Annotated in this window: 29 protein-coding genes; 6 read left to right on the forward strand and 23 right to left on the reverse strand. The window is 57.9% G+C overall.

Translation table 11 applies throughout. From position 1 onward, the window contains the following. The first annotated feature begins 322 nt into the window (after positions 1-322). The 3 genes from istA to JI721_RS06090 all read left to right on the forward strand — a co-directional run bounded on the left by istA (position 323) and on the right by JI721_RS06090 (position 3,325). Positions 323-1,351, forward strand: coding sequence for an IS21 family transposase (gene istA / locus JI721_RS06080; protein WP_274457164.1), 1,029 nt, complete (start codon positions 323-325; stop codon positions 1,349-1,351). Then, on the forward strand, positions 1,348-2,133 hold the full coding sequence (gene istB / locus JI721_RS06085; RefSeq protein WP_274457165.1) for an IS21-like element helper ATPase IstB: 786 nt from the start codon (positions 1,348-1,350) through the stop codon (positions 2,131-2,133). Before istA ends, istB begins: the two co-directional genes overlap by 4 nt. Before the next feature lie 244 nt (positions 2,134-2,377). After that, positions 2,378-3,325: a CPBP family glutamic-type intramembrane protease gene (locus JI721_RS06090; RefSeq protein ID WP_274457166.1), complete on the forward strand. Its 948-nt coding sequence runs from the start codon at positions 2,378-2,380 to the stop codon at positions 3,323-3,325. Positions 3,326-3,424: 99 nt separating this feature from the next. On the opposite strand, the gene JI721_RS06095 is transcribed toward JI721_RS06090, so the two are convergent. The 7 genes from JI721_RS06095 to JI721_RS06125 form a co-directional block, all read right to left on the reverse strand. Continuing rightward, on the reverse strand, positions 3,425-3,904 hold the full coding sequence (locus tag JI721_RS06095) for a 23S rRNA (pseudouridine(1915)-N(3))-methyltransferase RlmH (RefSeq protein WP_274457167.1): 480 nt from the start codon (positions 3,902-3,904) through the stop codon (positions 3,425-3,427). A gap of 39 nt (positions 3,905-3,943) precedes the next feature. Further along, the gene (locus JI721_RS06100; protein ID WP_274457168.1) at positions 3,944-5,239 is read right to left on the reverse strand and encodes a S1C family serine protease; all 1,296 of its coding nucleotides are present in this window, start codon (positions 5,237-5,239) and stop codon (positions 3,944-3,946) included. 156 nt (positions 5,240-5,395) lie between these two features. After that, positions 5,396-6,190, reverse strand: coding sequence for an MBL fold metallo-hydrolase (locus JI721_RS06105; protein WP_274457169.1), 795 nt, complete (start codon positions 6,188-6,190; stop codon positions 5,396-5,398). Positions 6,191-6,208: 18 nt separating this feature from the next. Continuing rightward, on the reverse strand, positions 6,209-7,042 hold the full coding sequence (gene yycI / locus JI721_RS06110) for a two-component system regulatory protein YycI (protein ID WP_274457170.1): 834 nt from the start codon (positions 7,040-7,042) through the stop codon (positions 6,209-6,211). Continuing rightward, positions 7,039-8,322 (reverse strand): two-component system activity regulator YycH, encoded by a 1,284-nt coding sequence (gene yycH / locus JI721_RS06115; RefSeq protein WP_274457171.1) that lies wholly within the window; start codon positions 8,320-8,322, stop codon positions 7,039-7,041. Before yycH ends, yycI begins: the two co-directional genes overlap by 4 nt. Continuing rightward, positions 8,322-10,067, reverse strand: a complete 1,746-nt coding sequence (locus tag JI721_RS06120; protein ID WP_274457172.1) for an ATP-binding protein — start codon at positions 10,065-10,067, stop codon at positions 8,322-8,324. The genes yycH and JI721_RS06120 overlap by 1 nt, the downstream gene beginning before the upstream one ends. A 5-nt stretch (positions 10,068-10,072) precedes the next feature. Then, complete coding sequence (locus JI721_RS06125; protein ID WP_274457173.1) at positions 10,073-10,768, reverse strand: response regulator; 696 nt, start codon at positions 10,766-10,768, stop codon at positions 10,073-10,075. A 115-nt stretch (positions 10,769-10,883) separates the two neighbouring features. Between JI721_RS06125 and JI721_RS06130 the strand changes: the two genes are divergently transcribed. Continuing rightward, entirely contained in the window at positions 10,884-11,252 is a 369-nt protein-coding gene (locus JI721_RS06130; RefSeq protein ID WP_274457174.1) for a hypothetical protein, read from the forward strand. 99 nt (positions 11,253-11,351) lie between these two features. Here JI721_RS06130 and JI721_RS06135 read toward each other — a convergent pair whose 3' ends face one another. From JI721_RS06135 to ychF, 9 genes are all read right to left on the reverse strand, one after another. Then, positions 11,352-11,639, reverse strand: a complete 288-nt coding sequence (locus JI721_RS06135) for a hypothetical protein (RefSeq protein WP_274457175.1) — start codon at positions 11,637-11,639, stop codon at positions 11,352-11,354. 153 nt (positions 11,640-11,792) lie between these two features. Beyond that, positions 11,793-13,178 (reverse strand): replicative DNA helicase, encoded by a 1,386-nt coding sequence (gene dnaB, locus JI721_RS06140; RefSeq protein WP_274457176.1) that lies wholly within the window; start codon positions 13,176-13,178, stop codon positions 11,793-11,795. A gap of 102 nt (positions 13,179-13,280) precedes the next feature. Continuing rightward, positions 13,281-13,736, reverse strand: a complete 456-nt coding sequence (gene rplI / locus JI721_RS06145) for a 50S ribosomal protein L9 (protein WP_274457177.1) — start codon at positions 13,734-13,736, stop codon at positions 13,281-13,283. Positions 13,737-13,790: 54 nt separating this feature from the next. Beyond that, positions 13,791-14,687 (reverse strand): DUF2232 domain-containing protein, encoded by an 897-nt coding sequence (locus tag JI721_RS06150; RefSeq protein ID WP_274457178.1) that lies wholly within the window; start codon positions 14,685-14,687, stop codon positions 13,791-13,793. Positions 14,688-14,692: 5 nt separating this feature from the next. After that, positions 14,693-14,998 (reverse strand): MazG-like family protein, encoded by a 306-nt coding sequence (locus JI721_RS06155; RefSeq protein ID WP_274457179.1) that lies wholly within the window; start codon positions 14,996-14,998, stop codon positions 14,693-14,695. 164 nt (positions 14,999-15,162) lie between these two features. After that, positions 15,163-15,393 (reverse strand): 30S ribosomal protein S18, encoded by a 231-nt coding sequence (gene rpsR, locus JI721_RS06160; RefSeq protein ID WP_274457180.1) that lies wholly within the window; start codon positions 15,391-15,393, stop codon positions 15,163-15,165. 50 nt (positions 15,394-15,443) lie between these two features. Next, on the reverse strand, positions 15,444-15,926 hold the full coding sequence (ssb, locus tag JI721_RS06165) for a single-stranded DNA-binding protein (RefSeq protein WP_274457181.1): 483 nt from the start codon (positions 15,924-15,926) through the stop codon (positions 15,444-15,446). A gap of 22 nt (positions 15,927-15,948) precedes the next feature. Then, on the reverse strand, positions 15,949-16,236 hold the full coding sequence (rpsF, locus tag JI721_RS06170; RefSeq protein ID WP_274457182.1) for a 30S ribosomal protein S6: 288 nt from the start codon (positions 16,234-16,236) through the stop codon (positions 15,949-15,951). Between the two features lie 147 nt (positions 16,237-16,383). Further along, the gene (gene ychF, locus JI721_RS06175; protein ID WP_274457183.1) at positions 16,384-17,487 is read right to left on the reverse strand and encodes a redox-regulated ATPase YchF; all 1,104 of its coding nucleotides are present in this window, start codon (positions 17,485-17,487) and stop codon (positions 16,384-16,386) included. A gap of 221 nt (positions 17,488-17,708) precedes the next feature. Between ychF and JI721_RS06180 the strand changes: the two genes are divergently transcribed. After that, the gene (locus tag JI721_RS06180) at positions 17,709-17,831 is read left to right on the forward strand and encodes a hypothetical protein (RefSeq protein ID WP_274457184.1); all 123 of its coding nucleotides are present in this window, start codon (positions 17,709-17,711) and stop codon (positions 17,829-17,831) included. Positions 17,832-17,890: 59 nt separating this feature from the next. Here JI721_RS06180 and JI721_RS06185 read toward each other — a convergent pair whose 3' ends face one another. The 3 genes from JI721_RS06185 to JI721_RS06195 form a co-directional block, all read right to left on the reverse strand. Next, positions 17,891-19,894, reverse strand: coding sequence for a molybdopterin-dependent oxidoreductase (locus JI721_RS06185; RefSeq protein ID WP_274457185.1), 2,004 nt, complete (start codon positions 19,892-19,894; stop codon positions 17,891-17,893). Positions 19,895-19,908: 14 nt separating this feature from the next. Then, positions 19,909-20,136, reverse strand: coding sequence for a DUF951 domain-containing protein (locus tag JI721_RS06190; RefSeq protein WP_274457186.1), 228 nt, complete (start codon positions 20,134-20,136; stop codon positions 19,909-19,911). A gap of 73 nt (positions 20,137-20,209) precedes the next feature. Next, a complete protein-coding gene (locus tag JI721_RS06195; protein WP_274457187.1) occupies positions 20,210-20,800 on the reverse strand; it encodes a hypothetical protein in 591 nt (196 codons plus the stop codon). Positions 20,801-20,923: 123 nt separating this feature from the next. On the opposite strand from JI721_RS06195, the gene yyaC reads away from it, so the two are divergent. Continuing rightward, the gene (yyaC, locus tag JI721_RS06200; protein ID WP_274457188.1) at positions 20,924-21,595 is read left to right on the forward strand and encodes a spore protease YyaC; all 672 of its coding nucleotides are present in this window, start codon (positions 20,924-20,926) and stop codon (positions 21,593-21,595) included. A gap of 23 nt (positions 21,596-21,618) precedes the next feature. Here yyaC and JI721_RS06205 read toward each other — a convergent pair whose 3' ends face one another. The 4 genes from JI721_RS06205 to noc form a co-directional block, all read right to left on the reverse strand. Next, on the reverse strand, positions 21,619-22,125 hold the full coding sequence (locus JI721_RS06205; RefSeq protein ID WP_274457189.1) for a DUF4446 family protein: 507 nt from the start codon (positions 22,123-22,125) through the stop codon (positions 21,619-21,621). Positions 22,126-22,571: 446 nt separating this feature from the next. Beyond that, a complete protein-coding gene (locus tag JI721_RS06210; RefSeq protein WP_274457190.1) occupies positions 22,572-23,429 on the reverse strand; it encodes a ParB/RepB/Spo0J family partition protein in 858 nt (285 codons plus the stop codon). Next, the gene (locus tag JI721_RS06215) at positions 23,422-24,189 is read right to left on the reverse strand and encodes a ParA family protein (protein ID WP_274457191.1); all 768 of its coding nucleotides are present in this window, start codon (positions 24,187-24,189) and stop codon (positions 23,422-23,424) included. Before JI721_RS06215 ends, JI721_RS06210 begins: the two co-directional genes overlap by 8 nt. Before the next feature lie 313 nt (positions 24,190-24,502). Then, positions 24,503-25,345, reverse strand: coding sequence for a nucleoid occlusion protein (gene noc, locus JI721_RS06220; protein ID WP_274457192.1), 843 nt, complete (start codon positions 25,343-25,345; stop codon positions 24,503-24,505). Between the last annotated feature and the right edge of the window lie 257 nt (positions 25,346-25,602).

Genomic DNA, 25,602 nt, shown 5'->3' on the forward strand with positions numbered 1-25,602 from the left:
TCCGCAATAACGGCGGGTTGCAATTCCCCAAAAATAACGGATTCAATTCCCCAAAATCATCGGGATGAATTCCCCACCCTTTGTCGAATTTAGGGCACCATTCACACTTTGTGGGAGGTGCCAACATGACGGAGAGTGAGAAAATGGAAGTCAAGAGAATGTATCAGGAGGGCGTTAGCATCTCTGAGCTCTCCAGAAGAACTGGACATGATCGCAAGACAATTCGAAAGGTGGTTCAGGAGCGGGAGGGTATTGAGAAGCCCCTGGTTGGAACCAAACGGGAAGTAAGCTGGAGCCGTATAAGCCATATGTAGAACAGCGTATGCGTTTTGGGGTACTAAACGCTGAGCGGATTTTGCGAGAGATTCGGGAGCAGGGATACACCGGCGGCATCACGGTTCTTCGTGAATTCATGCACCCACTTCGTCCCGTTGTCTCTGCCAAGGCAACGGTACGTTTCGAAACCGCTCCCGGTGAGCAGGCCCAGATTGATCTAGGTGCATTCCCGTATATCGACACCACCGAGAATCGCCGCACGTTATGGTGCTTTGCCATGGTTCTATCCTACTCCCGGATGCTCTACCTGGAGTTTATCAAAGCGTCCGACCAGTTGCACATCCTGCAAGCACTGCGCAACGCGGTTGAGTTCTTTGGCGGGGTTCCAAAGTGTGTTCTCAGTGACAACTGTGCGCCGCTCGTTCTGTCTAACGACGGGCGTGGGCACGTGGATTGGCAACCGGCTTACCTGGATTTCGCGAAGTACTATGGATTTGTACCCAAGGCCTGCAGGCCCTATCGCAGCCGCACGAAGGGCAAGGTTGAGCGTCCCATTCGCTACATCCGCGACAGCTTTTGGCCGACTACGTTTGTCGACCTGGCAGATGTCAATCAGCAAGCCTTCATATGGCGCGACACGGTGGCCAATGTCCGCATCCATGGTACGACGCATGAGCGCCCACAGACTCGGTTCACGGAGGAAAGATTGCAGCGGCTGCCGGATCATCGGTATCCACTAGCATATACCGCGTTACGCAAAGTGCTCAATGACTGTCGAATATCGTGGAATGCCAGCTTGTATTCCGTGCCGTGGCAGTACGTGGGCAAAAGTGTGCTGGTTCGTGCGTATGAAACAGGCCTTCTGCAGATCGAGTATGGTGGTCAAGTCATTGCGGAACACAGGGTTGTGGACAAGCACCAAGCCTCGATCGACTCTGGCCACGTGAAAGGAATCCCCATGGATACTCCGAGGCATTCACGGGGTAAAGTGGCTGGTCTTCAGGTCGGACCCGATGTGGAACAACGGGATCTGGATATCTATGAGCAGATCGCGTCAGGAGGGCGATTGCAGTGAGCGAGGCGCTGTTGTTGGCTAAAGCGGAAGAATCTCTTTTAGAACTAGGACTAAAGAAAGCTGCGTCAATTCTCCCAGCTAGTGCAGAATGGGCAGCGGGGAGGCAGGCGACGTACGTTGAGTTTCTGTCTCGTCTACTGGAGGCGGAGACGGAGGAGCGGTTCAACCGCTACCTCCATACCCGTCTGAGCCTGGCACACTTCCCATATCACAAGACTTTGGCGGATTTCGATTTTCAGTTTCAGCCATCCATAGATGAGCGACAAATTCGGGAGTTGGCACAACTGTCGTTCGTGGAGGAACGCAGCAACGTCATCCTTCTGGGCCCGCCTGGCGTAGGAAAGACACATTTGGCTGTGGCCCTGGGAATGGAGGCGTTGCAGAACCGAATGAGTGTCTACTTCGTTACCATGCAACGACTGGTCGCCGATTTGCGAAAGGCGCATCAGGAGGGTCGCTTAGAAAAGCGGCTGAGGGTCTACATCCAGCCGAAGCTGCTCATCTGTGACGAAGTCGGCTATCTGCCGCTGGATGCTTTGGATGCAGCAAACTTCTTTCGGCTCGTCTCTGAGCGCTATGAACAGGGAGCGATGATCATCACATCCAATACAAGTTTCACCAACTGGGGGACCATGTTTGGCGACCAAGTGCTGGCATCTGCTCTCCTTGACCGATTGCTTCACCACGCGACAACGGTCAACATACGCGGAAACAGCTACCGAATGAAGGACAAACTCAAGGCGGGCGTAACCCATGTCCTGCAAGAGGAGGTGAAAGACTGACCGAGCATATGTCCGGGGAATTTTAAGCGATGGTTTTGAGGAAATCCAAACCGGTGTTTTTGGGGAAATCAACCCGATTTTTGTGAGGAATTAAATCCGTTGTTGACAGTGGTAAAATTCTCTACATATCATATGTGTACGTGATTTTTATGTCGATGCATCTGTCAGCAATACATCATATGATCATGTTTGAAATATAATGGCATACTTCGTACCTGCCACTTTGTCCAGTTGGGTGGGGAATATGCTGAGCCGAAGAACAACTACGCTTGCTGCCTTTATCACTGCCTACTTGTTGATGGTTTACTGCGTTTATACCGGTCCCCTTTCGACTACGCTTCCTGCAGGCTACCCAGTTCTTCGAGACCTGCTATGGAATTATGGTGTATTGGCATTATTCATATTCGTTCTATGGTTCCTGGCGAAACACCTCCCCAAATACGAAATTCCGAAGTTGCCCGCTCATTGGACGAGATTTTTAATCCTTTTGTTCGCCTTAGGCTTGAGCGGCTTTTTTGTAGTGTCGTTCTGGAAGTGGATCGTCGAAAGTCCACCTAAGACGATTGCCAACATCATTATCGTAATGGGAAAGGCACTTACCCATTATGTATCACTTGGCGTTGCGAACAGCGCATTAAACGGAGTTCTTACTATATATGAGACGCTATTTGTGCTCGTCGTCGTGCTATGGCAGCTTCATGGTTGGCGACGGCAGACGTTTTCTTTTTCATGGCGACACGGTGCGGCAACAATTGTTCTCCTCATCATTTCTACACTCGTAAGCTGGGTCGCGAACCGCTTCTTCCTTCACGATGATCCCGTGCAGACAGTTGTTCCGACGGGTAGGATTGTCAGCTTATTGGCCACGTTCGTATGTCAGTCACTGGTGAACGGAATCCCTGAAGAGCTGTTCTACCGCGCTTACATTTTCCCACAGCTTCTCGCCTGGATTCGGCGGCCTCTTATAACCGGATGGATCACGATTGCCTTATTCAATGCTTCTCATATTCCGTCATTATTCATTGGGCAGGGGCTCGTATTACCGTGGTGGAAATGGATTTTGTGGTGCCTGTTCAACTTGCAGCCTACTGGATGGCTATACCTTGCCATCTACTATCGCATGCGTTCCGCGATCCCCGGAGCTACTTATCATACGTACATAACGTTATGGGCATTTCCTTTTTTGATGTAAGGGAAGGCAGTGATCCATGGCGATACTGGAAGCGAAAACAATCCTTAATCTCCACGCCTCCCCCGCCTTACGGACCGTCACACCCCAACAAACTTGCCGTCACTTATGATAAGGTTCCCCGCGCAGAATCTTCTCGCCGCGGTACAACTGCTCAAGCAGCACGATGCGCGCCAGTTCATGCGGCAGCGTCATGGGTCCGAAGCTCCATTTGAGGGCGGCGCGGTTCAGAAGGTCCGCGTCGAGCCCATGAGAGCCCCCCAGCAAAAACGCGAGCCGCCCGTACCCGGCGAGCTGGAGCTTTTCGTACTGCTGGCTCCACGCTTCCGAGGTATAGGTTCGCCCGCTGCGGTCGAGGGCGATGACACCATCGCGATCGCGAAGAATCCCCGCCAGCCGCGCTCCCTCCGTACGCTGTGCTTCGGCGATCTCGGCATCCCCCGGGTGCGCGGGGAGGCTGGTGTGCTCCACCTCTACGACGTCGATCCGCGCATATGCCGAGAGGCGCTTCAGATATTCTGCCTGCGCCTCCCGCCAATACCGTTCCTTCAGTTTTCCCACGGCCGCAACAACGATTTGCATCCTTCACCTGCTCATCTCGCACCCGCATCTCGACCCGGGTCAGTCTCCGAACATGTTTGGCGCCGCAAAAGGATCAAGTGGGTCATCCGTCCTTTGCTGACGCGGTGACGCGCTTGTGCCCGCGTCATTGACCGTCTCCATCTTATCCAGCTTGACCCGAAGCGTCAATTGCCGGCTGCCGCGGTACAACCGGAGGGTCACCGTTTCGCCGGGCTTGCGCTGGAACAGGTACGTGCGCAGATCCGCCATCGTCTTCACGGTTTGGTCGTTCAGGCCGACAATGACGTCCTCTGGTTTCAGCCCGCCGGCGCGCGCGCCAGCCGACGTCACGCGCTGCACATACACGCCGTAGTCAATCGGCACGTCCGGCCACAATTGCTCGGGCAGCGTGGCCAGCGACCAGCCCGAGATGCCAAGTGCCGGATGGACCGCGTGGCCCGTTTGCATAATCTGCTGTGCAATGTTGCGGACCTCATTGGCCGGAATCGAAAAGCCCATGCCCTCAACGTTGGCGGCCGCGATTTTGCTGCTGTTGATGCCGATGACCTGCCCCTTGATGTTGAGCAGCGGTCCGCCGCTGTTCCCCGGGTTGATGGCAGCGTCGGTCTGAATCACCGCCTGATAATCCAGCACCATGTTGTCATTTTGCGGGTCCTGTACCGGCATGATGCGGTTTTTCGCACTGACGATGCCGGCCGTCACCGTGTCGGCAAAGTCCAGGCCCATCGGTGTGCCGATCGCGATGGCCGGTTCACCCACTTGAATCGCATCCGAGTTCGCGAACTGCGCCGGCTCAATGCCCCGGATGTCGCCCGCGGAAATGCGCAGGACGGCGAGATCGGTGTACGGGTCGGTCCCCATCACCGTCGCATGTATGTGCTTGCCCGCCGACATCACGAGCTGCACCTTGGTCGCGCCCTCGACCACATGGTTGTTGGTCACCACGTAGCCGTAGCGATTGTCCTTGTAGAACAGCACGCCCGTCCCCACACCGGCCGCCTGCAGTTTCGTCTCCTGTGTGAAGAAATCCGAAACCGTGGCGTAGTTAATCACGCCAAACACGGCTGGCGTCACTTTTTTGACGGCCTTCACAATGCCGTCATTCACGTTCAGGCTGATGGCGCTGGAAAAGGACGGCATCACGTTCGGATCCGGTTTCACGGCCATCGAGGCGGACAATGGCATTCTGTGCCCCTCGACCGCGGGCCCTGCCAGCAATGTCAGGCCGGAGCCGATGGCCGCCGAGCAAACAGCCATCACGGTCCATCGAATGCCGCCCTGATGCCAGCGCCGCCTGCTCTTCCGACTACGGGTTTGCTCGTTGTAAAATCCCATGCCCTGCACACCCTTCCCGTCAACCTTCGTCCATGTCAGACGTAGTGTTACCGGGAACGGTCGGTTATAAACAGATCGCGGCCATGGGGTGAACGGACCGATTCATCCCGAAGGTCATCGGATGAACGGACTGGTTCTCCGCGGCCGGACACGCGCTCAGAGGGGCTGAATTTGCGTGGCTGCCGTGCGGCTGGTCCGATGAAGCGTCACTTGTTCGAGGTAGGAAGTGCGGATCTCCCGAAGGACGGAGCCAACCGTCAGTTCCGCGAGGTCCGGCTGGTTATTCTCTTCACTCAGGTGCGCGAGGTACACGTCGACGGGCTGTGTGCCGAGCAAGTCGGACAGGGCGACGGCCGCATCGTGATTGGACAAGTGGCCTTTATCACTGAGAATCCGGCGCTTGACGCTCCAGGGGTAACGTCCGGCCCGCAGCATGTCCACGTCGTGATTGGTCTCAAGGACATAGGACTGGCAGTGAGCAATCACCGACTTGATGTGATCGCTCATGTACCCAAGGTCGGTGACAACAGCCAGGGCCCGTCCCGCACAGTCAAAACGGTACGCCACGGGTTCCTCGGCATCGTGGGAGACTGCAAAAGGGGTCACCTGGATGTCCCCGACCATCAGCACCTGACCCGCCTTCACCAGCTTCCAGCGGTTTTCCGTCGTTTCCGGAAGGCCGCCGGAAATGGACGACCATGTGCCCTCGGTCGCAAAAATGGGTGCTTCCGCTTGTTTGGCGACCTGTCGGAGGCCGCGGACGTGATCGATATGCTCGTGGGTGAGCAGCACTGCGTCCAACTCTGCAAGCTGTCGGTCAGCTGCCTCTTTCAACCGCTGCTGCAGCTGCCGGCCGCTGATGCCGGCATCCAGCAGCAAGCGGGTATTCTCAGACTCTATGTAGACGGCATTTCCGCTGCTTCCGCTCGCCAGCACACTAAAGCGCAACACAAGATAACCTCCAGCCCATTATTCCGGGGCGGGTTCCACTTCCCCGCTGAACGCGTTGATATAGTAAACGGTCGTTCCGACGGCGACGCGCCACACTGGGAACCAGTAATTGGAGGCGCTCGCGATGCCTAGGGCATTGGTCAGCTTTTCCGCGTAACCCAGACGAACACTATGAATTCTATTATCCGTTCCGACAGAGGATTTGTCCATGGAATTCGCCAGGCTGTCGAGGGCGTCCAGCGCGGAAATCACCGGCTTTGGGTCGCTGGCCGCGGCGATGTTGGAGAGCTCCGTCTCGGTGTAGCCGAACAAGTGTGCGCCGTCGTAGCTGGCGTCCACCGTCACGTCAAAGATGGGGTAGCCGTCGTAGGTTTGGTCGAACACCATCGCACCAGTGGTGTTTAAGTCCTGGTCGAGCCGGTAGTTCTGACCTTGCCACACCAGTTTGAGAATCGTGTCCTCGGGGTGCACGCTGACGGCCCTCGGCGGCGTGTAGGTGACTTCCCAGTTCCCCGGTGCAACCAGATGCACACTGCCGCTTGGCGCAGAGATGGCGTCCGCTGTTGCGTTCAGCCTGCCAGCGCCCGGAAACGCAACGTGGGCAACGCGCGTCAGGGAAACCTTCGCGAACTGGCCTTTCAGCGTGGGCAAGGAGGGCTCTGAAGTCGGAACCGCGGTGTCAAGGGTCAGGCCATGATTGGCAAGCAGCGTCTTGGTGTTGGCCAGAAGGTCTGCGTTGGTCTCGGTGTAGCTCAGCATCTCCTGGCGGTTCTCAAACCACTGCCAGCCGAGAAACAGGTCCAGCAAGAGGAAGCTCACAATCAGCCAGGTCTTGGTGGTTTCCCAGTTCACGATGCACTCCCCCCTTTGAGGATCACGCCCGTCACCGCGTCAATCTGTGCCACTTCCGTACCGTTTTGTGTGACCTCGAACACCGGCTCCAGGGTGACTTGCCCCTGGCCGTCCGGCTGGACGGCGTAACCCAGCTCCACGTTGAGGGAACTGAGTGAGGATTTCGGGATAAACTGGCTCAGAATGGCGGCGACTTCCCGCTCCGGCAAAATGCGAACCGACGCTTCCCCAACCTGCTTGACCAAGTTCGTCAAGGGCCGCTGGTATTGCGCCGCGCCGCCGTCCAGCCAGTCGAGCGCATACGCGCCCGCCGTTCCGACCACTGGATAGCCGTTCACGTAGGTGCGGAAGGTGTAGTTGGTGGCCCCGTCGACAGAAGACAGCAGTTCGTTCTCTTGGACAATCGTGTTCGCCGGGGTGCCGCCGTGACTTTGCAAAAAAGAAATCATCGCCGAGATCCCCTGGTCCGGCGTGTTCTGATTGACAGGGTTCGGGTCCGCGTACACCAGCGTGTTTGTACGCCCGTTCCACTGAACAGCCCGGCTGCCGTCTGTCCATAAGACGGTCTCGGCGTTTTCTTCAATGCGGGTGAGTCCCTGTGGGTTCACAAAAAACGAGCGCACCAGCGGCAGCAAGGACACAGAGGAGGTCTGCCACTGTTCTCGCTGCAGGGTGATGGAATCCTCGGGCAAGTCGGTGTTCCCGCCGCCTCCCCAGGCAACCCAGGGCTGGCGCGACACAGCCTGAAACGCGGTTTTTATCAAGGCATCTGGATTCAACGTCGTCGTCCCGACGGTATACGACCCACCGCTTGGCAGCGCGAGGTCGACCGTGCGGGTTCCCGCGGGGACGTAGAGCCGTACCTGGTCGACGCTGTGCGACGCGCCGAGGCGCGAGACAGCCGGCAGCCACTGGGCCAGTTCGTCCGGAGTGAGGGCAACGCCGAAGACATACGTGATGGATGCGGAGGTGCCCGCTGGGAGCGTGCTCGCAGTGCGCACGTCTGCCAATTCCGCGCCCTTCAGCCAACCCAGCGCCTGTTCATACCCAGTACTGCCGGGCACGTCAACGGAAAGCCCGGACGACGTCTGCACCACCACCTGCGTCGGCCGCGTCACGTTGGTGAGCGTCGGCTGACTGGCCATCGGCAGCCCGCCGGGGCCTGTCCAGGACGCGTAGCTGGGGGATTGCCAGAGGCCATGCCAGAGTTCAAAGCTGAGAAACACACTGAGGGCCACCAGTGCCGCCAGCAAAATGGATTTCAGGGCTTGCATGCTCATCAGCTCCAGTCCTCCTGAAGCGGAAATGTGAGAATCACGGTCGTACCCCCGTCCACCCGGCTTTCCAGGCGGATGTCTCCGCCGTGCAGCTCCGTGATTTCCCGCACCAGCGCGAGCCCGAGACCGCTTCCCCCTTTTCGGCGCGACCGCGCCTTGTCCACGCGGTAAAACCGCTCAAAGACGTGGGGCAGGTCCTCCGGCGGAATCCCCACCCCTGTGTCGGCGACGCGGACCTCCAGCACGTTTCGCTTGACCCGTGCGGACAGCACGATGCGCCCGCCCGCTGGCGTGTACTTGAGCGCGTTGCTGAGCAAGTTGTCGAGCACGCGGTCGAGCATGTCCCGGTCACCCGGCATCGTGCCTGCATCGAGCAGGTCCAGTTCGATCGCTACCGACTGCGCCTCGGCCTGGAGCTGGAAGCGGTCAATCGCCGCGATGAGCCACGCTTTGACATCGACCACCCCGCGGCGGTAGCCGCCGGGGCGCGTTCGGCTCAAACCGGACAACTGCAGCAAGTCTCGGGTCAGCCGCACCATCCGCTCCGTCTCCTGGTCAATTACGGCGAGAAACTGCTGGCGCGTTCCCTCATCCATGTCGGACCGCTCGCGCAGCACTTCGATATACGACTTGATGCTGGTCAAGGGCGTCCGCAGCTCATGCGACACGTTGGCGACGAAGTCACGCTGCGCCTGGTTCAGCCGCTCCTGCTCGGTGACGTCGCGAATCAACGCCACGTAGCCGTCCACGCTGCCCTCGCTGCGGATGGCTGTGACGTGCACGTGCAGGAGCGCGTCGCCGACCGACCGGATGTACGTGCCCTCCGGGCTGGCGCCGAGCGTCTCGCGGCTCAGCCCCAGCTGGGCAGGGTCCATCCAGTCGCCATCGGGATCGCGAAACAGACGCAGCGCTGCGTCGTTGAACAGCACCGGGCGCAGCGTCGCATCCAGGACCACCACGCCGTCCCCCATGTACTTGATGATGGCCTGGAGGCGCTCCTGCTCCTGTTCATTTTCAGCGACGGCGCTGGCCCAGTGGTCAGCCAGGTGGTTAATGGCGTTCGCCAGGGCGCCAAACTCGTCGTCGCTCTGCACGGCCAGGCGCTGCGTCAAGTCGCCGGACGCCATTCTTCGCGCCTGCTCGGTGACGTCCACCACGGGACGGGTGATTGTTCTTGACAAAATCATGGTGAGGATCGCGGTCAGCACCAGCGCGACCAGACTGACGGTGTAGAAGATGGTGGTCACCTGGCGCACGGTGTCGTAAATGGTCTGGACAGGCACGACGTACTCGACAATGCCGACAAACTTGCCCTGCTCATCAATCGGCACCGCGACTTGCAGAAGGTGCTGGTCAGAGAGCGGATCAACCCGAATGGCGGCCGTGGTTCGGTGCGACACGATGGCCTGGGTGACGATGGAGTCAATCCGCTTTTGCCCAATCAGCGCCTGGCCCACGGAGGTCGCGACGACCACCCCTTGCCGGTCGAGAATGTACGCAGTTCCGTTGACGAGTTGCGGCAGCGAAGCCAAAATCGGCGTGACACTCTGCCCGGGGTGCTTCGCCTGATTCATGTGGGGTGCGGCCATTGTCGCAATGAGCTGAGCTTGCGACTCGACCGTCCGGGTTTCACTCTGCATCAGGGAATTGTTCAGTGAGCGCACAAAATACGCGCCAATCAGCTCAAGGGAGAACACGATGAGCAGAAGATACACCACGACCAGTTTTCCCTGAATGCTTCGCCCCACCGGCCCTACCTCCCGACGTAGTACCCGACGCCACGCTTGGTCAATACATAGACGGGGTTGCCTGGGTCGTCCTCCAGCTTCTCGCGCAGCCTGCGAATCGTGACATCCACCGTGCGCTCGTCTCCGATATAATCCGCGTCCCACACTTCCTGCAGCAAAGACTCTCGGGTATAGACCATGCCGGGGCGGGAAGCGAGAAACGCCAGCAGTTCGAACTCGCGGTGGGTCAGTGGAATCAGTTCATCCCGTTTGCGCACCTCGTACTGCCGCACATCAATGACGACTTCCCCCAATACGATCCGATCACGCCCGTGTCCGCCCGCAGCCTGCTCCCGTTCGAGGGCCAGGCGCCGCAAATTCGCCTTCACACGCGCCAGCAGCTCGCGCGTGCTGAATGGCTTGGTGACGTAGTCATCCGCGCCCAGTTCGAGCCCAAGCACCTTGTCGACCTCAGCGTCTCGCGCCGTCAGCATGATGATTGGCGCCGCACTGAAGGTCCGCACCTCCCGGCACACCTCAAATCCGTCCTTTTCCGGCAGCATGATGTCAAGCAGTATCAAGTCCGGCGAGGCCTCCCGCGCCATGCGGACCGCTTCCTCTCCGTCGAGCGCAATTTGAACGCGGTATCCCTCGCGCTCCAGGGAAAATTTGAGGATGTTGGCAATCGGCTCTTCGTCGTCGACGACGAGTACGGTTTCCACGGAATCCCTCCCTCGCAGCGGGCCGCGCTCCTCAAACTGGGAACGCCCGCAAAGCATGTTCAACCCGCACAACGCAGAAACTAGACACCATCCAGACGAAAAGGGAGGCAGCGCGATGAGTGAACGTACCGTCCTGGCCTCGTTCTACAGCCGGCCGGAAGCCCAGAAGGCCGCTGACCAAGTCAAGTCTCTCGGCATCGATACCGCAGAAGTAGCCGAACTTCACGGATACAGCGACGATGCACCGCCCCAGAATGCTTACCTCATCAGTGGGAAAATCTCCAGTCTGTCCTCCGTGACCCTGGGCGCGAACCCATCTTCCAGAGACGTTGGCATTTTGCTCTCTGCCGATCCGGCCGCCTACAGCATGGCGGGCAACCCAGACCGCGCGCTGAGCCGCAACTACCTGCTCACGGTGGTCTGCCCGGATGAACAAGTGGATACGGTCGTCAACATCATCAAGGACTGCAACGGGTTCACTTGAGGTGTGCATGGAGTTCCGCCCCATGGCGTGTTCCTGGGTGCCCCGCGTAGTGGGTGCGTAGTGGGGGGTCCCGCCCTGCGGGCGTCCCGCTTCGTGCGTTCACCCTTGGCTGTGTTCCACCCACACCAGCTGCGGCTGCTTGATGATGGACGCATAACGACCAAGCTCCAGGACCAGCAGGTTATACGGACTGAGCGTGTCGCTTCCCGTCGCCAGGTCTGGCATATAGCTTGCCACATCAAACGCCGGCGGGCCGAACCACCAGGGTTTGACCGCAACGTAGGCGGAGACGTTGGCCAGCCCGCCCGCCTTGGCATACGGCGGAATGTCGTACACGAACGCGAACTTGGCCCAAAACGCCACACACAGCGCCACGAGAAACCACATGGCTGTGCGGGTCCAGAACCGCGCCGTGCGAATGCCTCGCAGGAACTTCAGCTTCCGGACACGGGCCCGTCGTCTTTTCCGCAGACGACGGCTCCGTTTTTGTAAAATCTTTTGGTGTGTCTTTCGGTCGAGATGAGGACGTGTATTTTCCATTTACGATGCCGAATGATTCTTGTCCAGGTTGACAAACTTGTTGTAGTTCTTCAGGAAGACGAGTTCTACCGTACCCGTTGGGCCATTCCGTTGTTTGCCGATGTGAATTTCGACGACGTTTTTCTTCTCGGTCTCCGGATTGTAGTAATCATCGCGATAGAGAAACGCGACAATGTCCGCGTCCTGCTCAATGCTGCCCGACTCACGAATGTCCGACAGCATCGGACGCTTGTCCTGCCGCTGTTCGACAGAACGGCTGAGCTGCGCCAGCGAAATCACCGGCACCTCGAGTTCGCGTGCCAGCTGTTTGAGCATTCTGGAGATCTCGGAAATCTCCTGCTGACGGTTTTCCCCGCTTCCGCGCCGGCCCTGAATCAGCTGTAAGTAGTCGATCACGACCAGCCCCAGTCCGGCATGCGACTTCAAACGCCGCAGCTTGCTGCGCATCTCGGGTACGGTGATGCCAGGCGTATCATCAATGTAAATCGGCGCATTGCCCAGGGTGCTGACCCCCATCGACAGCCTCGGCCAGTCCTCCGTCTCCAGGGCGCCTGTGCGCAGCTTGTGCCCGTCAATATACGCTTCCGCGCACAACATGCGCTGCACCAGCTGGTCCTTCGACATTTCCAGGCTGAAAATGGCCACCGTCTGTCCTTCCCGAATCGCGACGTTCTGCGCAATATTCAAAGCAAACGCCGTCTTTCCGACGGAAGGCCGGGCCGCCACAATAATCAGGTCGGACTTCTGGAACCCGCTCGTCATTCGGTCGAGATCGGTATACCCTGTGGCGACGCCGGTCAGACGGCCAGCGTTTTCAAAGAGCTGCTCGATTCGCTCAAACGTCGTCTCGAGGACATCGGCGATATGCGTGAAGTCGCGAACCTTGCGGTGGGCGGACAGCTCCAGAATACGGCGTTCCGCATCTGCCAATACATCCGCCCCGCTGCGTTCGCCGGAATATCCTTCGGTGGCGATGGCTGTCGCGGTCTGGATGATGCGGCGGAGCAGCGCCTTCTCCCGGACGATTTCAATGTATTGGTCAATGTGCTGCGCCGTGGGAATGGATGCCGCCAGCGTGGCGACATACTCGACCCCGCCGACGCGATCGAGCGCACCGTCCATCGTCTGCAGGGCACTGGTGGTCGTCACCACGTCCACCGGCTGCCCTTGCTCGTACAAATTGCGCATCGCGGTAAAAATCAGCTGATGGTTCGTCCGATAAAAGTCCTCTGGTTCGAGGGCCTCCGCGGCCTCAGCGGCGGCGTCCGAAGAGATGAGCATGGCACCGAGCACAGCCTGCTCCGCCTCGATATGCTGCGGCGGCAATCGCAGTACGGGGTCATCCTGTGCGCCCGTACGCTCCCGCTCAAACGCAAGACTTTCCATCTGTCGCACCCCTTGCCCCCGCGGAATTGGCGGTCATTGCGCTGCGCGCTTGGCCCTTGATGAACACGCTCGTCAACAGACACAGCAGATGTTCACAGCGGTTCAGTGTTTTTCCGAATCGGCTTCGACAAACACGGTGATGGACGCGGTCACGTCGTGATGCAGCTTGATGTCCACCTTGTGCCCGCCTAAGCTCTTGATGGGCTCGGACAAGACGATTTTACGGCGGTCAATCTCGACACCCAGCTCATGCAGCGCATCCCCAATGTGCTTGGAGGTAATGGCGCCGAACAGGCGGCCGCCCTCTCCCGCGTGCGTGCGAACCACAACACGCAGGGACTCCACCTGAGACTTCAGCTGCCTGGCATGTTCGAGTTCCTGCGCCTGCTTGCGTTCTTCGGCCTGTTTTTGGGCGTTGAGCTGCTGGAGATTGGCCGCGTTCGCCTCGACGGCAAGCTTTTTTGGAAACAGAAAGTTCCGCGCGTAGCCTTCGGAAACGTTCTTGACTTCTCCTTGTTTTCCTTGCCCCTTGACATCACTCAAGAAAATCACTTTCATGGACATCCACCTCCGCTCAAATGGAACAGCATCTGTCCATGCTGTCGCCAAATCCTACACCCGTCGCGCTCGCACCATGGAATCGATGAGGCCGAGCAAAACAAACAGGTTCCCGAGAAACGCGCTGAGCCCAATCAGCAGCGTCAGCCATAAGTAAGCCAACTGCCGACCATGCAAACGACGCCACAGGAAGGCAAGGCCCTGAATGCCGAGAAAAAACCCACCAAGGAACATGGCATTGTTTGCAGCCGGCCAGAGAAATGAGGAGTCACGAAACCAGCCAAACAGGACGAATGCAAGCGACACCATGTACACAGCAACGATACTGTACGGCATGCGCCAATTCAACAGCAACGATTGCCAGCTGCAGGTCCTCCGCAGCACAAGCCGGACGAGCAGCAAATTGACGGCTGCCGCAAGAAAGGCAAACATGCAGAGAATGCCCGGGAGCATGAGTTGAATCGTCTGCAATTCCTGCTGAACGAAGGTATTTAAGGACTGTTGACCGACGCCGGGAAACGCCTGGTAGAGCGCAGCTGAATTCGAAATCTGCCGCGACAAATCCTGAAACAGGTCAATCCCCGCCCACCGCAGGAACGCCAGGAAGACGAGCTCCAGCATGACGAACACAAGCGTACCAGTAATCAGTGCTGCATACGGGGAATCTGACCCTTGCAGCGCGTCTCCCATCGCAAAACTCAGGAAATACATCGCCACGGCCACCAGTACAGCGCTCCAGCCGAAGCCGGATAAAAGAAATCCGCCTGCAAACAGGACGGCCACCACTGTAGAGACCCGCTTTGCGCCCGTCACGTGAAAAATGATGAGCGGGAGCGGAAACAGCCATAACATCATCAGGTTGAAGCCGGGAAGCAGGCTTACCCCCAGCAGAATCAAGGAAATCAGAGCGGCAACCAGCCGCTCGCGGCGGTACGAGGTGTCCTGGTTCAACTTGGTCACCTCGTCGTTCCCAGGTGTCGTTGAATGGTTTCAAAATCCGCGACATCGACGGCATCGACCAACAAGGAGCGCGGAAGCCCTTCCGCAGCTGCGCGATCGACCGCGGTGAACGATAGCCCCAGCTGATGGGCCAGGAAATAGGTCACAGCCACCACACCGCCGAGTGTCTGTGTCATTTCGCGTTCGCTGCCGCGCTGAATCGCATGAAGGACTTCTGCCACCTGGCGAACCAGTTCGACCTTGGCCGTTTCCATCGATTGCAGTTTGCGGGCAATTTGAACGTGTGGGTCCGGGTTCGGCACAGTCTTGCCCTCCCTTTGCCGTCTCTGAGCATCCCGGTCAGCGACGAATCCAGTTCACACCTATTCCACGCGGAGAGGCGAGAATCCTCCCGCCGCGCGTCATCGTGCATGAAAAAGGACAAGGGAGCGCGGAACCGTGGTTCCGTGCCCCCCTGTAAAACCGATTACTCCGTTGTATACGGAAGCAACGCCACTTGACGAGCCCGCTTAATTGCAACGGTGACTTGACGTTGATGGCGAGCGCAGTTCCCGGAAATTCGACGCGGCAGGATTTTTCCCCGGTCGGTCAGGAATTTCATCAAGCGGTTTGTATCCTTGTAGTCGGCCTGCGCAATCTTGTCGACGCAGAACTGACAAACCTTGCGGCGCTTTCCGCCTCTGCCTTTACGCGGCATGTCGTTTCACCTCTTTCGTCCGGCCTTCTGGGTGAGGGAAAACCCCTCGTTCAGAATGGCAAGTCGTCATCCGATATGTCGATCATTTGGCTGTCGTCAGCAAATGGATCATCGTCGTACTGAGGGGTTTTCGGTTCCGGTCTGGGTCGGGACATGGGCGCGCCGGCAGGCATGCTCGCCGGTGCACTTTGCGCGAACGCATTGTCAGTGCGATCGCCGCGATCGAGAAAACGCACCGTTTCGGCGACGACTTCTGCCACACGAACCTTTTGCCCTTCGCGATTCTCATAGCTTCGAATCTGCAGGCGGCCGTCCACAGCTGCCAAACGTCCTTTGTGCAAGTACTGTGCGCAAAGCTCCGCCTGCTTTTGCCAGACTACGATATTGATGAAGTCCGTTTCGCGTTCACCAGCCTGGTTCGGACGCGCACGGTCGACTGCCAGCGAGAACGAGGCAACCGCCGTTCCGGAGTTCGTGTACCGCAGTTCTGGGTCTTGCGTCAGTCTGCCAATGAGAATCACCCGGTTTAACATGAAAAACCCCTCCAGACGAAATCTATTCGCCTATACGCACCGTGAGATAACGTAGAATCGCATCGTCGATTCTCATGACGCGTTCAAGCTCCTGAGTCAAATTCGTGTCCGTCGAGTACTGCATCAAAACGTAGTACCCCTCGCGCTGATGGTCAATTTCGTATGCGAGTCTGCGTTTCCCAATTTCCTGAAGCTCGTCGATTTGTCCGCCGTGCTCGGTAACCAGAGATTGATACTTGGCTACCACTTCAGCGGTCTGCTCGGGCTCCAGGTCGGGCTTCAATACATACATCGTTTCGTATTGGCGCAACCTGAGTCACCTCCTTCTGGACGTTGGCCCTGCACGTTCGTACAGAGCAAGGATGGCTCGATTCGAGATGAAACGTGCCAAGAATTTATATTAACACAAATGGGCTTGTCCGACAATCATTTGAGCCAATGGATACCAAGCCTGTCCCTAGACGTTAAACCGGAAGTGTACGACGTCCCCGTCCTGCATGACGTAGTCCTTCCCCTCCAACCGGAGTTTTCCGGACTCCCGAGCAGCGGCGTACGACCCTGCAGCAACCAGGTCCTCGTAACTCACGACTTCCGCGCGAATGAACCCGCGTTCGAAGTCAGTATGAATTACGGCTGCAGCCTGCGGCGCCTTCGTGCCGCGGCGGATGGTCCACGCCCGGACTTCAGGCTCACCGGCCGTGAAGTAGGTAATCAGCCCGAGCAGGTGATAGGCAGATCGAATCAAACGGTCCAGTCCCGACTCACGCAGGCCAATCTCCTCCAGGAACGCGGCCCGGTCTTCGTCATCGAGGTCAGCAATTTCGGCCTCGACTTGCGCCGAAACCACCACAAACTCAGCGCGATCGCGCTCGGCCCGCCTCTGCACAGCCTGAACGAGGGGCAGGTCCTCCGGCGAATCCTGAAGGTCCGATTCGGACACGTTGGCCACGTACAACAGCGGCTTGGCCGTCAACAACGATAAGTCCCTGACCGCTGCCTGCTCTTCTTCCGTCAGGGAGACCAGCCGGGCGGGCTGTCCTTCGTTCAGCGCCTCTTCCAGCTTCCCAAGCGCCTCGGCTTCGACGGCGTACTTCTTCTCCCCCGACTTGAGGTTCTTTTTCGTGCGCTCAAGCCGCCTTTGGACAGACTCCAGGTCCGCCATCACCAATTCCAGCTCAATCGTGTCCATGTCACGCTCCGGTGAAACGGATCCAGAAACGTGCGTGACATCGCCGTCTTCAAAGCAGCGCACCACGTGGATGATGGCGTCCACTTCACGGATATGGCCGAGGAACTTGTTTCCGAGGCCCTCCCCTTTGCTGGCCCCTGCGACCAGCCCCGCGATGTCCACAAACTCGAAGGTCGTCGGGACAATCCGCTTCGGGTGGACAATGTTGGCCAGGCCCTGCAGCCGGTGGTCAGGGACTTCGACCACGCCCACGTTCGGGTCAATCGTGCAAAATGGATAGTTCGCCGCATCAGCACCCGCGCGGGTGATGGCATTGAACAGGGTTGATTTTCCTACGTTCGGCAGTCCGACAATGCCAGCTTGGAGCGGCAAGGAAACACACCTCTTTCTGATCTCTGCGGAGTTCATTATAGAAAATGCGTGGGCATCCCACAATGACGGCGAGCATAAAATGAGAAGCTTTTGTAAGATTCTGCGCGCGCTCGCGAGGAAACGGCGCAAGTTTGCCGCGCCAGTCCCTTCAGCGACTCAATTCCATGATGGATAAACCCAGCAGTTTATGCCAAACTATACGATGCAAGGAGGTGTCACTGTTGCTGAGAAAACTGCTTCGCAAGCTGAAGGCCCGGAAGCTCGTCGCCAAGGGATTCGCCGCCGAAGTCGTGGACGGACAGCGGGGAACCAATTCACGGCCGCGGCTCATGAGCTGTGCCTGAGACGCGGCGAGACAGTCGGTTGCCGTGCTGTTTGAACAACACAGACGAATCACTGATGATTATCGGGTTGTTGGCGCGATCTCACACGTACAGTCATACTGGGCGGTCTGCCTGCCAAAGTCTGCTTGATACGTCTTCGTAAAATGATTCGTAGTAACGCCTTGTCCCCACCAACCGGACTCCATCTTCACAGTCCATGGATGGCCGCCCGCCACAACCCGCACCTTCACCATAATTTCCGCTTGGTCATTCCACAGCTTTGCCAGTGCACCGTTCTCCAAACCCCGCAGTTTCGCAAGTTCGTCAGAAATCTCAACGACCGGAATCTCTGGCACATTCGGCATGTCCCGGTGCTGGGAGTTTTCCGAGGTTCTCGGGTGCACCGTCAACAGCGTCAACGGGTGCAGGGCATCCACTGATGCGTCGGATGTAAAGGGTTCATGAGGCGGTATATATTCAGCGTGCGCCTTCTGCCCTTCCTGGCGCGCCACATCTGAAACGAACTCGAACTTCCCGCTTGGCGTCAAAAATTTTCCATCCGCCCACGGCACATCGTCGAGGGGCAGGCGAATCGTGCCTTGTTCCCGAAACGTCTCGAGGCTGATGCCGTGCTTCTCCAGCGGTCGCATCGCTGCCGACAGCCATTCTTCCAGCGGCCGGCGCATCGCATCGCCAAAGCCGAGACGGTCCGCAAGCCGGGCAAAAATCTCCCACTCCGGCAGCGCTTCGCCGCGCGGCTGCACCGCTTGTTCGATGTACGTCACGTAGCCATGCCACATCGTCGAAAACATAAAGTCCTCGTCTTCCAGGACATTCGTGCATGGCAGGAAGTAATCCGCCAACTCTGCGGTCGGCGTCATGAACTGGTCGATCACGACCTTGCACGGGATGCGCTGATAGGCCTCCACCAAACGGCGCGTGTCCGGCACTTGGGTGACTGGATTGGTTCGGGTCACGACCATCACCTGAATTGGCGGGTCGGAACTGATAATTTCATCCGCCTGCGTGCCGCGAAAGAACGCCCGAACGTTCGCGCCTGCCCGCCCGCTCAGGGCTTGCTGGTCAAAGTAAGCCTTGATGGCGCGGTTTGCGTAGTTCACACCGCCGCCCGGCACGCCAATCTGCCCGGTTGCCGCCGCCAAAGCGTCAATGGCTCGAATCGCGTTACCGCCGCCAGCGTGACGCTGCAGGCCAATGCCGAGGAGTGTCGACACCGGACCCTGCAGACCATAGATTTCTGCCAACGCTGTCATGTCAGCCGTCGACACGTCCGTTTCACGTGAAACATCCGTAAGGTCGAGCGTATCGAGGAATGCCGCGAACGCGGGCCACCCGTGGCTGTGGCTGTGCAGAAAGCGATGGTCAAGCCAGTCGTGATCGCGGCAAATCTTCAGCACACCCAGCGCCAACGCCCCGTCTGTGCCCGGACGCGGTTGAATGCGCAAGTCCGCGCGGCCGTCGAGATCGGTCGGCAGCGGGTTCACCACGATGAGCTTCGCGCCTGCTGCCTGGGCCCGCTTCACATAGGGCACCATGTGCATGTTGGTGACGGCTAGGTTTCGTCCCCACACCACGATGGCCCGGGCATTGGACAGGTCTTCCGGGCTGTGACTTCTCGCTTCTCCAAAGTCATACCGCTGCGCTTCCAGGCCCGCATCCCAACACAGACTACCCACCGTTTCCGTACATCCGCCCAGTTGATAGAAGAAACGCTGATTGAGGTTTTTGAGCACTGTCCCAGAGCCCCAGTCATACGCGTGCAGAATGGCGTGATGCCCGTAGGACGCCACCGTCTCCCGCATGCGGTGCGCGATTTCATCGAGCGCCTGGTCCCAGGAAATGCGCTCCCATCCGTGCTGGTTTCGTTTCAATGGGTGGACAATGCGGTCCTCCGCGTACAGACGGTCTTTCAAACGGCGGCCGCGGCTGCAAATCGTCCCTTGCGTAATCGGATGGCTGGGATCGCCCATCAATCGCACGACCCGTCCGTCCTCCACCTCCGCAAGAATACTGCAGGTATCCCAGCAATCCAGCGGACAGGCTGTTTTCACATGCCGTACCATGACGCGCCCCCTCCCTAGTCCTGCTGATTCTCCATAACCGATTGCATACCTTGTGATGCCGGCATTAAGACCTTTCGCGTCAGGCGCTCGAACCTCGCCCGTGGAATGAGGACGCTGTGACCGCACTCCTCGCACTTCACCCGAATATCCATGCCAAGGCGAATCACTTTCCAACGATTGGCGCCGCACGCATGCGGTTTCTTCAACTGCAGCACATCCCCAAGTTCGAATGGAACCGGCATTTCGCGTCCTCCTCTCGACGGGCGTGCCAAACGGCATCCTTAAAACGCTCCCGCACTTCCAGCAGTTCTTATACTATAGCACATCCAGCTGGTGCATCAGCGCCGCAACCCCTTGCATCCCCAGGGAATGCGCTGTGGCCGAGGCCAGAAAGGGAAGTCCGCGCAGCCAGGCAATGTTGGCAAGAAAGATGGCTGTCAATATTGCCAAATAGGCACCGCAGCCGACAGACAGGACGGTCGTCGCGGCGCGGACGCGATCGGTCGCCTCGGTCACGTCCGCATCCCAGAACACGTTCGAGAAGTGCCACACCATCACAAACAAAAGAAACACAGCACCCGTAATCGCCAGGTAGAACAGCACCTGGAGGATGTGAAAGGCCAACACGTGCGGCAAGGACGGCCCACCGGCTGCGACGGCCTGGGCGGGTGCAAACCCACTCAGCGCAGCAACGGTGTCCGGCCGCGTCGATACGTTTGATTGCAGCCACTGGAACACGGGACTCGTCGGCGGTGTGAAGGTTTTCGCCATCCAGGTGGACAACCGCGCAGCCACGTACGTGGAAGCCACCACCCCGCCGCTGCACAGCACCGCGAGCTGCAAGCCTCTCGCTCGCAGCAGCATCGCGCACCAGGCCCACTCCACCAGCAACAGGACATCCAACACCCCAGACCACTCCCCACCACAAAGTGAACCTGTCCAAAACTTGCATCTGTCCCTCGAGTTAGACAGGTATAGTTGAGAGTACGTCAACGTATACTGGGAATATTCCGGTGCAGGAGGTTTCCCGTGAGAGACAACAGAAGGGATGAAGGACGGACTTCAACCCCAGCGACCCATCTGCGAGTGTCCTTTGACGATGAAATGGCTGTGGACGTGCTGACGAACCATCTAGACCGCATCCTGCTTTCAGCCGGTCAACGCCGGCTGGTCATTGTCTGCGTGGGCACGGACCGCTCTACAGGCGATGCGTTTGGACCTATCGTCGGATCAAAACTGAAACGCGCCGGCAACTGGCCGTTTGTCGAAGTCTATGGCACTTTGGACGAGCCTGTGCACGCGGTCAATCTTGCCCAAACCCTGCAGGAGATTTATGAGACATCGCGCGGGAAACCACTCATCCTCGCGGTGGACGCTTGTCTTGGCAAGTTCGATCACGTCGGTCAAATCATGCTCGAACCCGGTCCGCTTCGCCCTGGCGCGGGCGTCAAGAAGTCACTCCCGGCATTCGGGGACTATACCCTCACTGGCGTGGTCAACGTTTCCGGATTCATGGAGTACTTTGTCCTCCAGAACACCCGCCTCGGTATCGTCATGCGGATGTCGGAAGTCGTGGTCGCCGCACTTTCGCGTAGTCTACACAAAATTGCTGTGCAGCGGTCCGTGCTGAGCGATTTGTCGAGTGTACCCTCGATGGAACTCGCCGCAACCGAAGGAAAGGATACCATGCCTGCCGGCTAGCAGGCGTGGTATCCTGATGGTCTTCAATCGTTTGAACGTTCCTCCGTGACAGCAACATGCGACAGGACCGCTTGTTCTTCTGCCGTCAGGGGATAGGTAGAAACTGCGCCCTTTATCGGCTTGGCGTACGTTCTCGACTCCTCGCGCCCGTAAATCGACGAGATCACAACTCCATTTTCTTCATCGTCGACCAGCGCAATCGAGAAGCTCAAATCGCTTCCCTGTTCGGCAAATGCGTTATACCGCATCACCTGAGGCGTCGATACCTTATGCCGCAGCTGTTTGCGCATCCGCTGGACCTCGGACTGAAGCGTCTCAAATTCACTCCGGAGTTCTTCCACAGCCTCCAACGTCTGCGCGTACACGGCCTCCAGGTCGGCCGTGGCATGAATCGTACGCCACTTCTTGAACCTTCGTTTCAGGATTCGTTGTCCAATCAGTCCACTGACGGCCAAAATCAATGCAATCAACGCCACAACGCCTGCGGCGAGAATGATGGTGGTTTCATATGGCTGGATACTGGCAAACATCTCTTCCCCGCTCCTGTCCGGTCAATCCATCAAGCTGCAAGTTCATATGTACGGTGTGCGCCCGCGACGACTTCCGTACGGGCCGCGGCCCTCGACGAGCGATCCGTTTCATTAGTATGGCTCGCTCTCCATCATTTCTAAATGCCAAATTCAGCTATCCATGAAGCGATACAAAGCGCTGGACGACGGGCATGCTTCGCGAAGTACCTGCGTCAGGCATAGGTCCAGGCGTGCGGCTCTGGTCGGTGCGGCTGTCGTGCGTGCGACTCTGGTCGGCGCCGCATCACTCGTTCGATTCGCGTGAGTGACGCGGTCCGGCGCACCAAACGCACCATTCGTCCCCGTTTGGCCCTTACCCTGCATCAATCAACCACAGCTCATCTCACGGCGCACGCCACGGGGTGCCTGATTGTGCTTGAGAGCGCACCGCCGCGGCGCCAACCGCTCTATTCTGTAGATGAACTGGAGAGCAGATGCAGAATCCGGTCAAGGTCTTCCTCCGAGAAGTACTCGATTTCGATTTTACCGCGCTTCTTCCCAGGGTGAATCTTCACCGAAGTTCCAAGAACACTTCGGAACTGTTCTTCATAGCGGCGATACGCCAATTCGTTCGGTCGTCGTTTTGTTTCACGTGAAACATTGGTCTTCGGCCTGTAGACCACTTCCTCCAACTTGCGGACGCTCATTTCTTCCGCCGCAGCGCGCCTCGCCAACTGAACCTGTGCCTCTTTATCCTCCACGGCCAGCAACGCTCTCGCGTGTCCCATCGACAATGTTCCACGTGAAACATGTTCCCGCACGACCTCCGGCAGTTGCAACAGCCGCAGCATGTTCGCAACGTGACTCCGGCTCTGCCCCACCCGTTCCGCCAGTTGTTCTTGCGTCAGATGGCACTTCTCCATTAAATTTGCATAAGCTTCTGCGATTTCGATGGCATTCAGGTCTTCGCGCTGCAGGTTCTCAATAATCGCGACTTCCATCAGCTCGACATCGCTGAAGTCGCGCACCACAACTGGAACCTCGTGCAGCCCGGCCATCTGGGCCGCACGAAACCGCCGCTCACCCGCGACAATGTCATAACCGCGCACCGAGCTCTTCCGAACAATCAGCGGCTGGATGATGCCATGCTGCTGAATGGATGCCTTGAGTTCTTCCAACTTCTCCTCGTTAAATACACGACGGGGTTGATAGGGGTTTGGTCGAAGCAAGCCGATTTCTACCGATGACACCACATCTGCCTCATCCACATTCAACTGCGGAATCAGCGCCTCCAGTCCTTTGCCCAGCGCAGCACGTTTAGACAAGCCCAATCACTTCTTTCGCCAGGTCCATGTACGTCTCAGCGCCCTTGGACCGCGAGTCGTAGTGAATCACGGGCCGACCATGACTGGGCGCCTCACTGAGGCGTACATTCCTTGGGATGATTGTACGGTATACCTTGTCCCGGAAGAACTTTTTCACGTCTTCAATCACTTGCAGACCCAGGTTGGTGCGCGCATCCAACATGGTCAACAACACGCCCTCAACTTCCAGTGTCGTGTTCAAATGCTTTTGAACCAGGCGAATGGTGTTCAGCAATTGACTTAAACCTTCGAGAGCATAATACTCGCACTGAATAGGAATCAACACCGAATCGGACGCCGTCAACGCGTTGACCGTCAGCAGGCCCAGCGACGGAGGACAATCAATCAGGATATAGTCAAACCTGCTGCGCAGCGGATTCACAGCGCGGCGCAGTCGCACTTCCCTGGAAATCGTGGGGACCAGTTCAATCTCAGCGCCGGCGAGTTGAATGGTGGCTGGCAGCAGGAACAAATTCTGTACTTGCGTTGGCAGAATCGCATCCTCAACAGGGACATCATTGATAATCACATCGTAGATACAGTGCTTCACGTCGGCCTTGTTGATACCTAAGCCAGACGTTGTGTTTCCCTGTGGATCAATATCAATCAGCAAGACCTTGCGGCCTAAGTCCGCGAGACACGCTCCAAGGTTCACTGCCGTTGTTGTTTTTCCGACACCGCCCTTTTGATTAGCGACTGCGATAATTCGCCCACTCGCCACCGAACGGACCCCCTTAAACACCGTGCGCCCAGACACACATGTAATGCGGACGACGAATCTGTCGGTGCTCGTCCGCTTCGCTAACCTACATTGTACTTCAAAACGCAAGGGAATGGGGGGATTATTCCTTGGAAAACTTCAACACTCACTCGGAGACACCGCATGCCCAGAACCTGCACCATTTCACCGAAACAAAGGTATGGCAAAACCGCCAACCAACGATTCATGCGGCTAGCCAACGGTCACGCGGCCATGCATCCATTCCTGCAACCATCCACGGTTACTACGGCCAACCAACCGATCACGGCCGCGATCAATTGGTCACCGGCGAATGCTTGGGCACCCGTATGACGAACTCGACGAAATCCTCTTCGTCCTTTTCCTCACACAGGATTGAAAAACCCGTCTTCTCAATCATGTCCAGAGATTGACGAATGGTATTGACCGCCAATCGGACATCCCGCGACAGCCCCCGTTTCTTCGGACGCCCTCGCGTCTGCCGCTCCAGCTTCGAAATTGTTGCTTTGACGCGCTCCTCCAACTGCTTGACGTTCCAACCCCGCTCAATGGTCTCTGCGAGCAGCTTCATCTGAAGTTCCTCGCTCGGCAAAGCCAGCAAGGCGCGCGCGTGACGCTCCGTCACACGGCGATTCAGCAATGCCTCCTGAACGCCGGCCGGCAAATTGAGCAGCCGCAGTTTGTTGGCAATCGTAGACTGGCCTTTCCCCAGCCGCTGCGCCAGGCTTTCCTGGGTCAAACCATGAAGCTCCAGCAGCTGTTGATAGGCAACCGCCTCTTCGATTGGCGTCAGCCCTTCGCGCTGCAGGTTTTCAATCAACGCTGCAGATGCCGTCTGCGCGTCATTCATGTCCCGGACAATCGCCGGGATGGTCGTCCATCCCAAGCGCTTCACCGCCCGCCAGCGCCGCTCACCCGCAATCAGTTCGTATGCGCCGTTGCGGCGCCGGACGACAATCGGCTGAATCACGCCATGGGTCTGGATGGTCCGAGCCAGTTCGCCAATACTTTCCTCATCAAACACAGTCCGCGGCTGAAACGGATTCGAGACAATCTCATTCACGTCAATGTCCACCACTTGCGTGGTATCCACTGTGCTCTCCCGCCCGCTGATAAAACGTCCCAAGGGCTCCTTCATTCGTTACCCCTCGCTTTTGGAAAGCTGTATTTATCGCAGGTTGGTCAAATGACAGCCCGCCGCTCCTGAACTCGTTTCGATGGTCAACGATTTCAACACACCGTCACCAAATCCTGCTCATCGACAAAGCTTCCATTGCATCTACAAAATCTGACACGCCCGCATCCTACAGCCGACGTTGGGCACGCCAATTTGGCCGGACCTCCGCCAAGGCAGCAAAGGTGCCTTCAACGAGAGGCGCCAGCCCGCATCCAAAA

This window comes from Alicyclobacillus cycloheptanicus, from assembly GCF_028751525.1.
GTDB classification, from domain to species: domain Bacteria; phylum Bacillota; class Bacilli; order Alicyclobacillales; family Alicyclobacillaceae; genus Alicyclobacillus_L; species Alicyclobacillus_L cycloheptanicus.

Bases quoted from the DNA above. Each gene is read 5' to 3' on its own strand.
- dnaB (WP_274457176.1), bottom strand. From the start codon at position 13,178: ATGGAAAGTCTTGCGTTTGAGCGGGAGCGTACGGGCGCACAGGATGAC.
- yycH (WP_274457171.1), bottom strand. From the start codon at position 8,322: ATGAGCATGCAAGCCCTGAAATCCATTTTGCTGGCGGCACTGGTGGCC.
- JI721_RS06135 (WP_274457175.1), bottom strand. From the start codon at position 11,639: ATGTGGTTTCTCGTGGCGCTGTGTGTGGCGTTTTGGGCCAAGTTCGCG.
- JI721_RS06090 (WP_274457166.1), top strand. From the start codon at position 2,378: ATGCTGAGCCGAAGAACAACTACGCTTGCTGCCTTTATCACTGCCTAC.
- JI721_RS06185 (WP_274457185.1), bottom strand. From the start codon at position 19,894: ATGGTACGGCATGTGAAAACAGCCTGTCCGCTGGATTGCTGGGATACC.
- noc (WP_274457192.1), bottom strand. From the start codon at position 25,345: ATGAAGGAGCCCTTGGGACGTTTTATCAGCGGGCGGGAGAGCACAGTG.
- JI721_RS06100 (WP_274457168.1), bottom strand. From the start codon at position 5,239: ATGGGATTTTACAACGAGCAAACCCGTAGTCGGAAGAGCAGGCGGCGC.
- rplI (WP_274457177.1), bottom strand. From the start codon at position 13,736: ATGAAAGTGATTTTCTTGAGTGATGTCAAGGGGCAAGGAAAACAAGGA.
- JI721_RS06205 (WP_274457189.1), bottom strand. From the start codon at position 22,125: ATGTTTGCCAGTATCCAGCCATATGAAACCACCATCATTCTCGCCGCA.
- rpsR (WP_274457180.1), bottom strand. From the start codon at position 15,393: ATGCCGCGTAAAGGCAGAGGCGGAAAGCGCCGCAAGGTTTGTCAGTTC.
- JI721_RS06190 (WP_274457186.1), bottom strand. From the start codon at position 20,136: ATGCCGGTTCCATTCGAACTTGGGGATGTGCTGCAGTTGAAGAAACCG.
- JI721_RS06095 (WP_274457167.1), bottom strand. From the start codon at position 3,904: ATGCAAATCGTTGTTGCGGCCGTGGGAAAACTGAAGGAACGGTATTGG.
- istA (WP_274457164.1), top strand. From the start codon at position 323: ATGCGTTTTGGGGTACTAAACGCTGAGCGGATTTTGCGAGAGATTCGG.
- JI721_RS06130 (WP_274457174.1), top strand. From the start codon at position 10,884: ATGAGTGAACGTACCGTCCTGGCCTCGTTCTACAGCCGGCCGGAAGCC.
- ssb (WP_274457181.1), bottom strand. From the start codon at position 15,926: ATGTTAAACCGGGTGATTCTCATTGGCAGACTGACGCAAGACCCAGAA.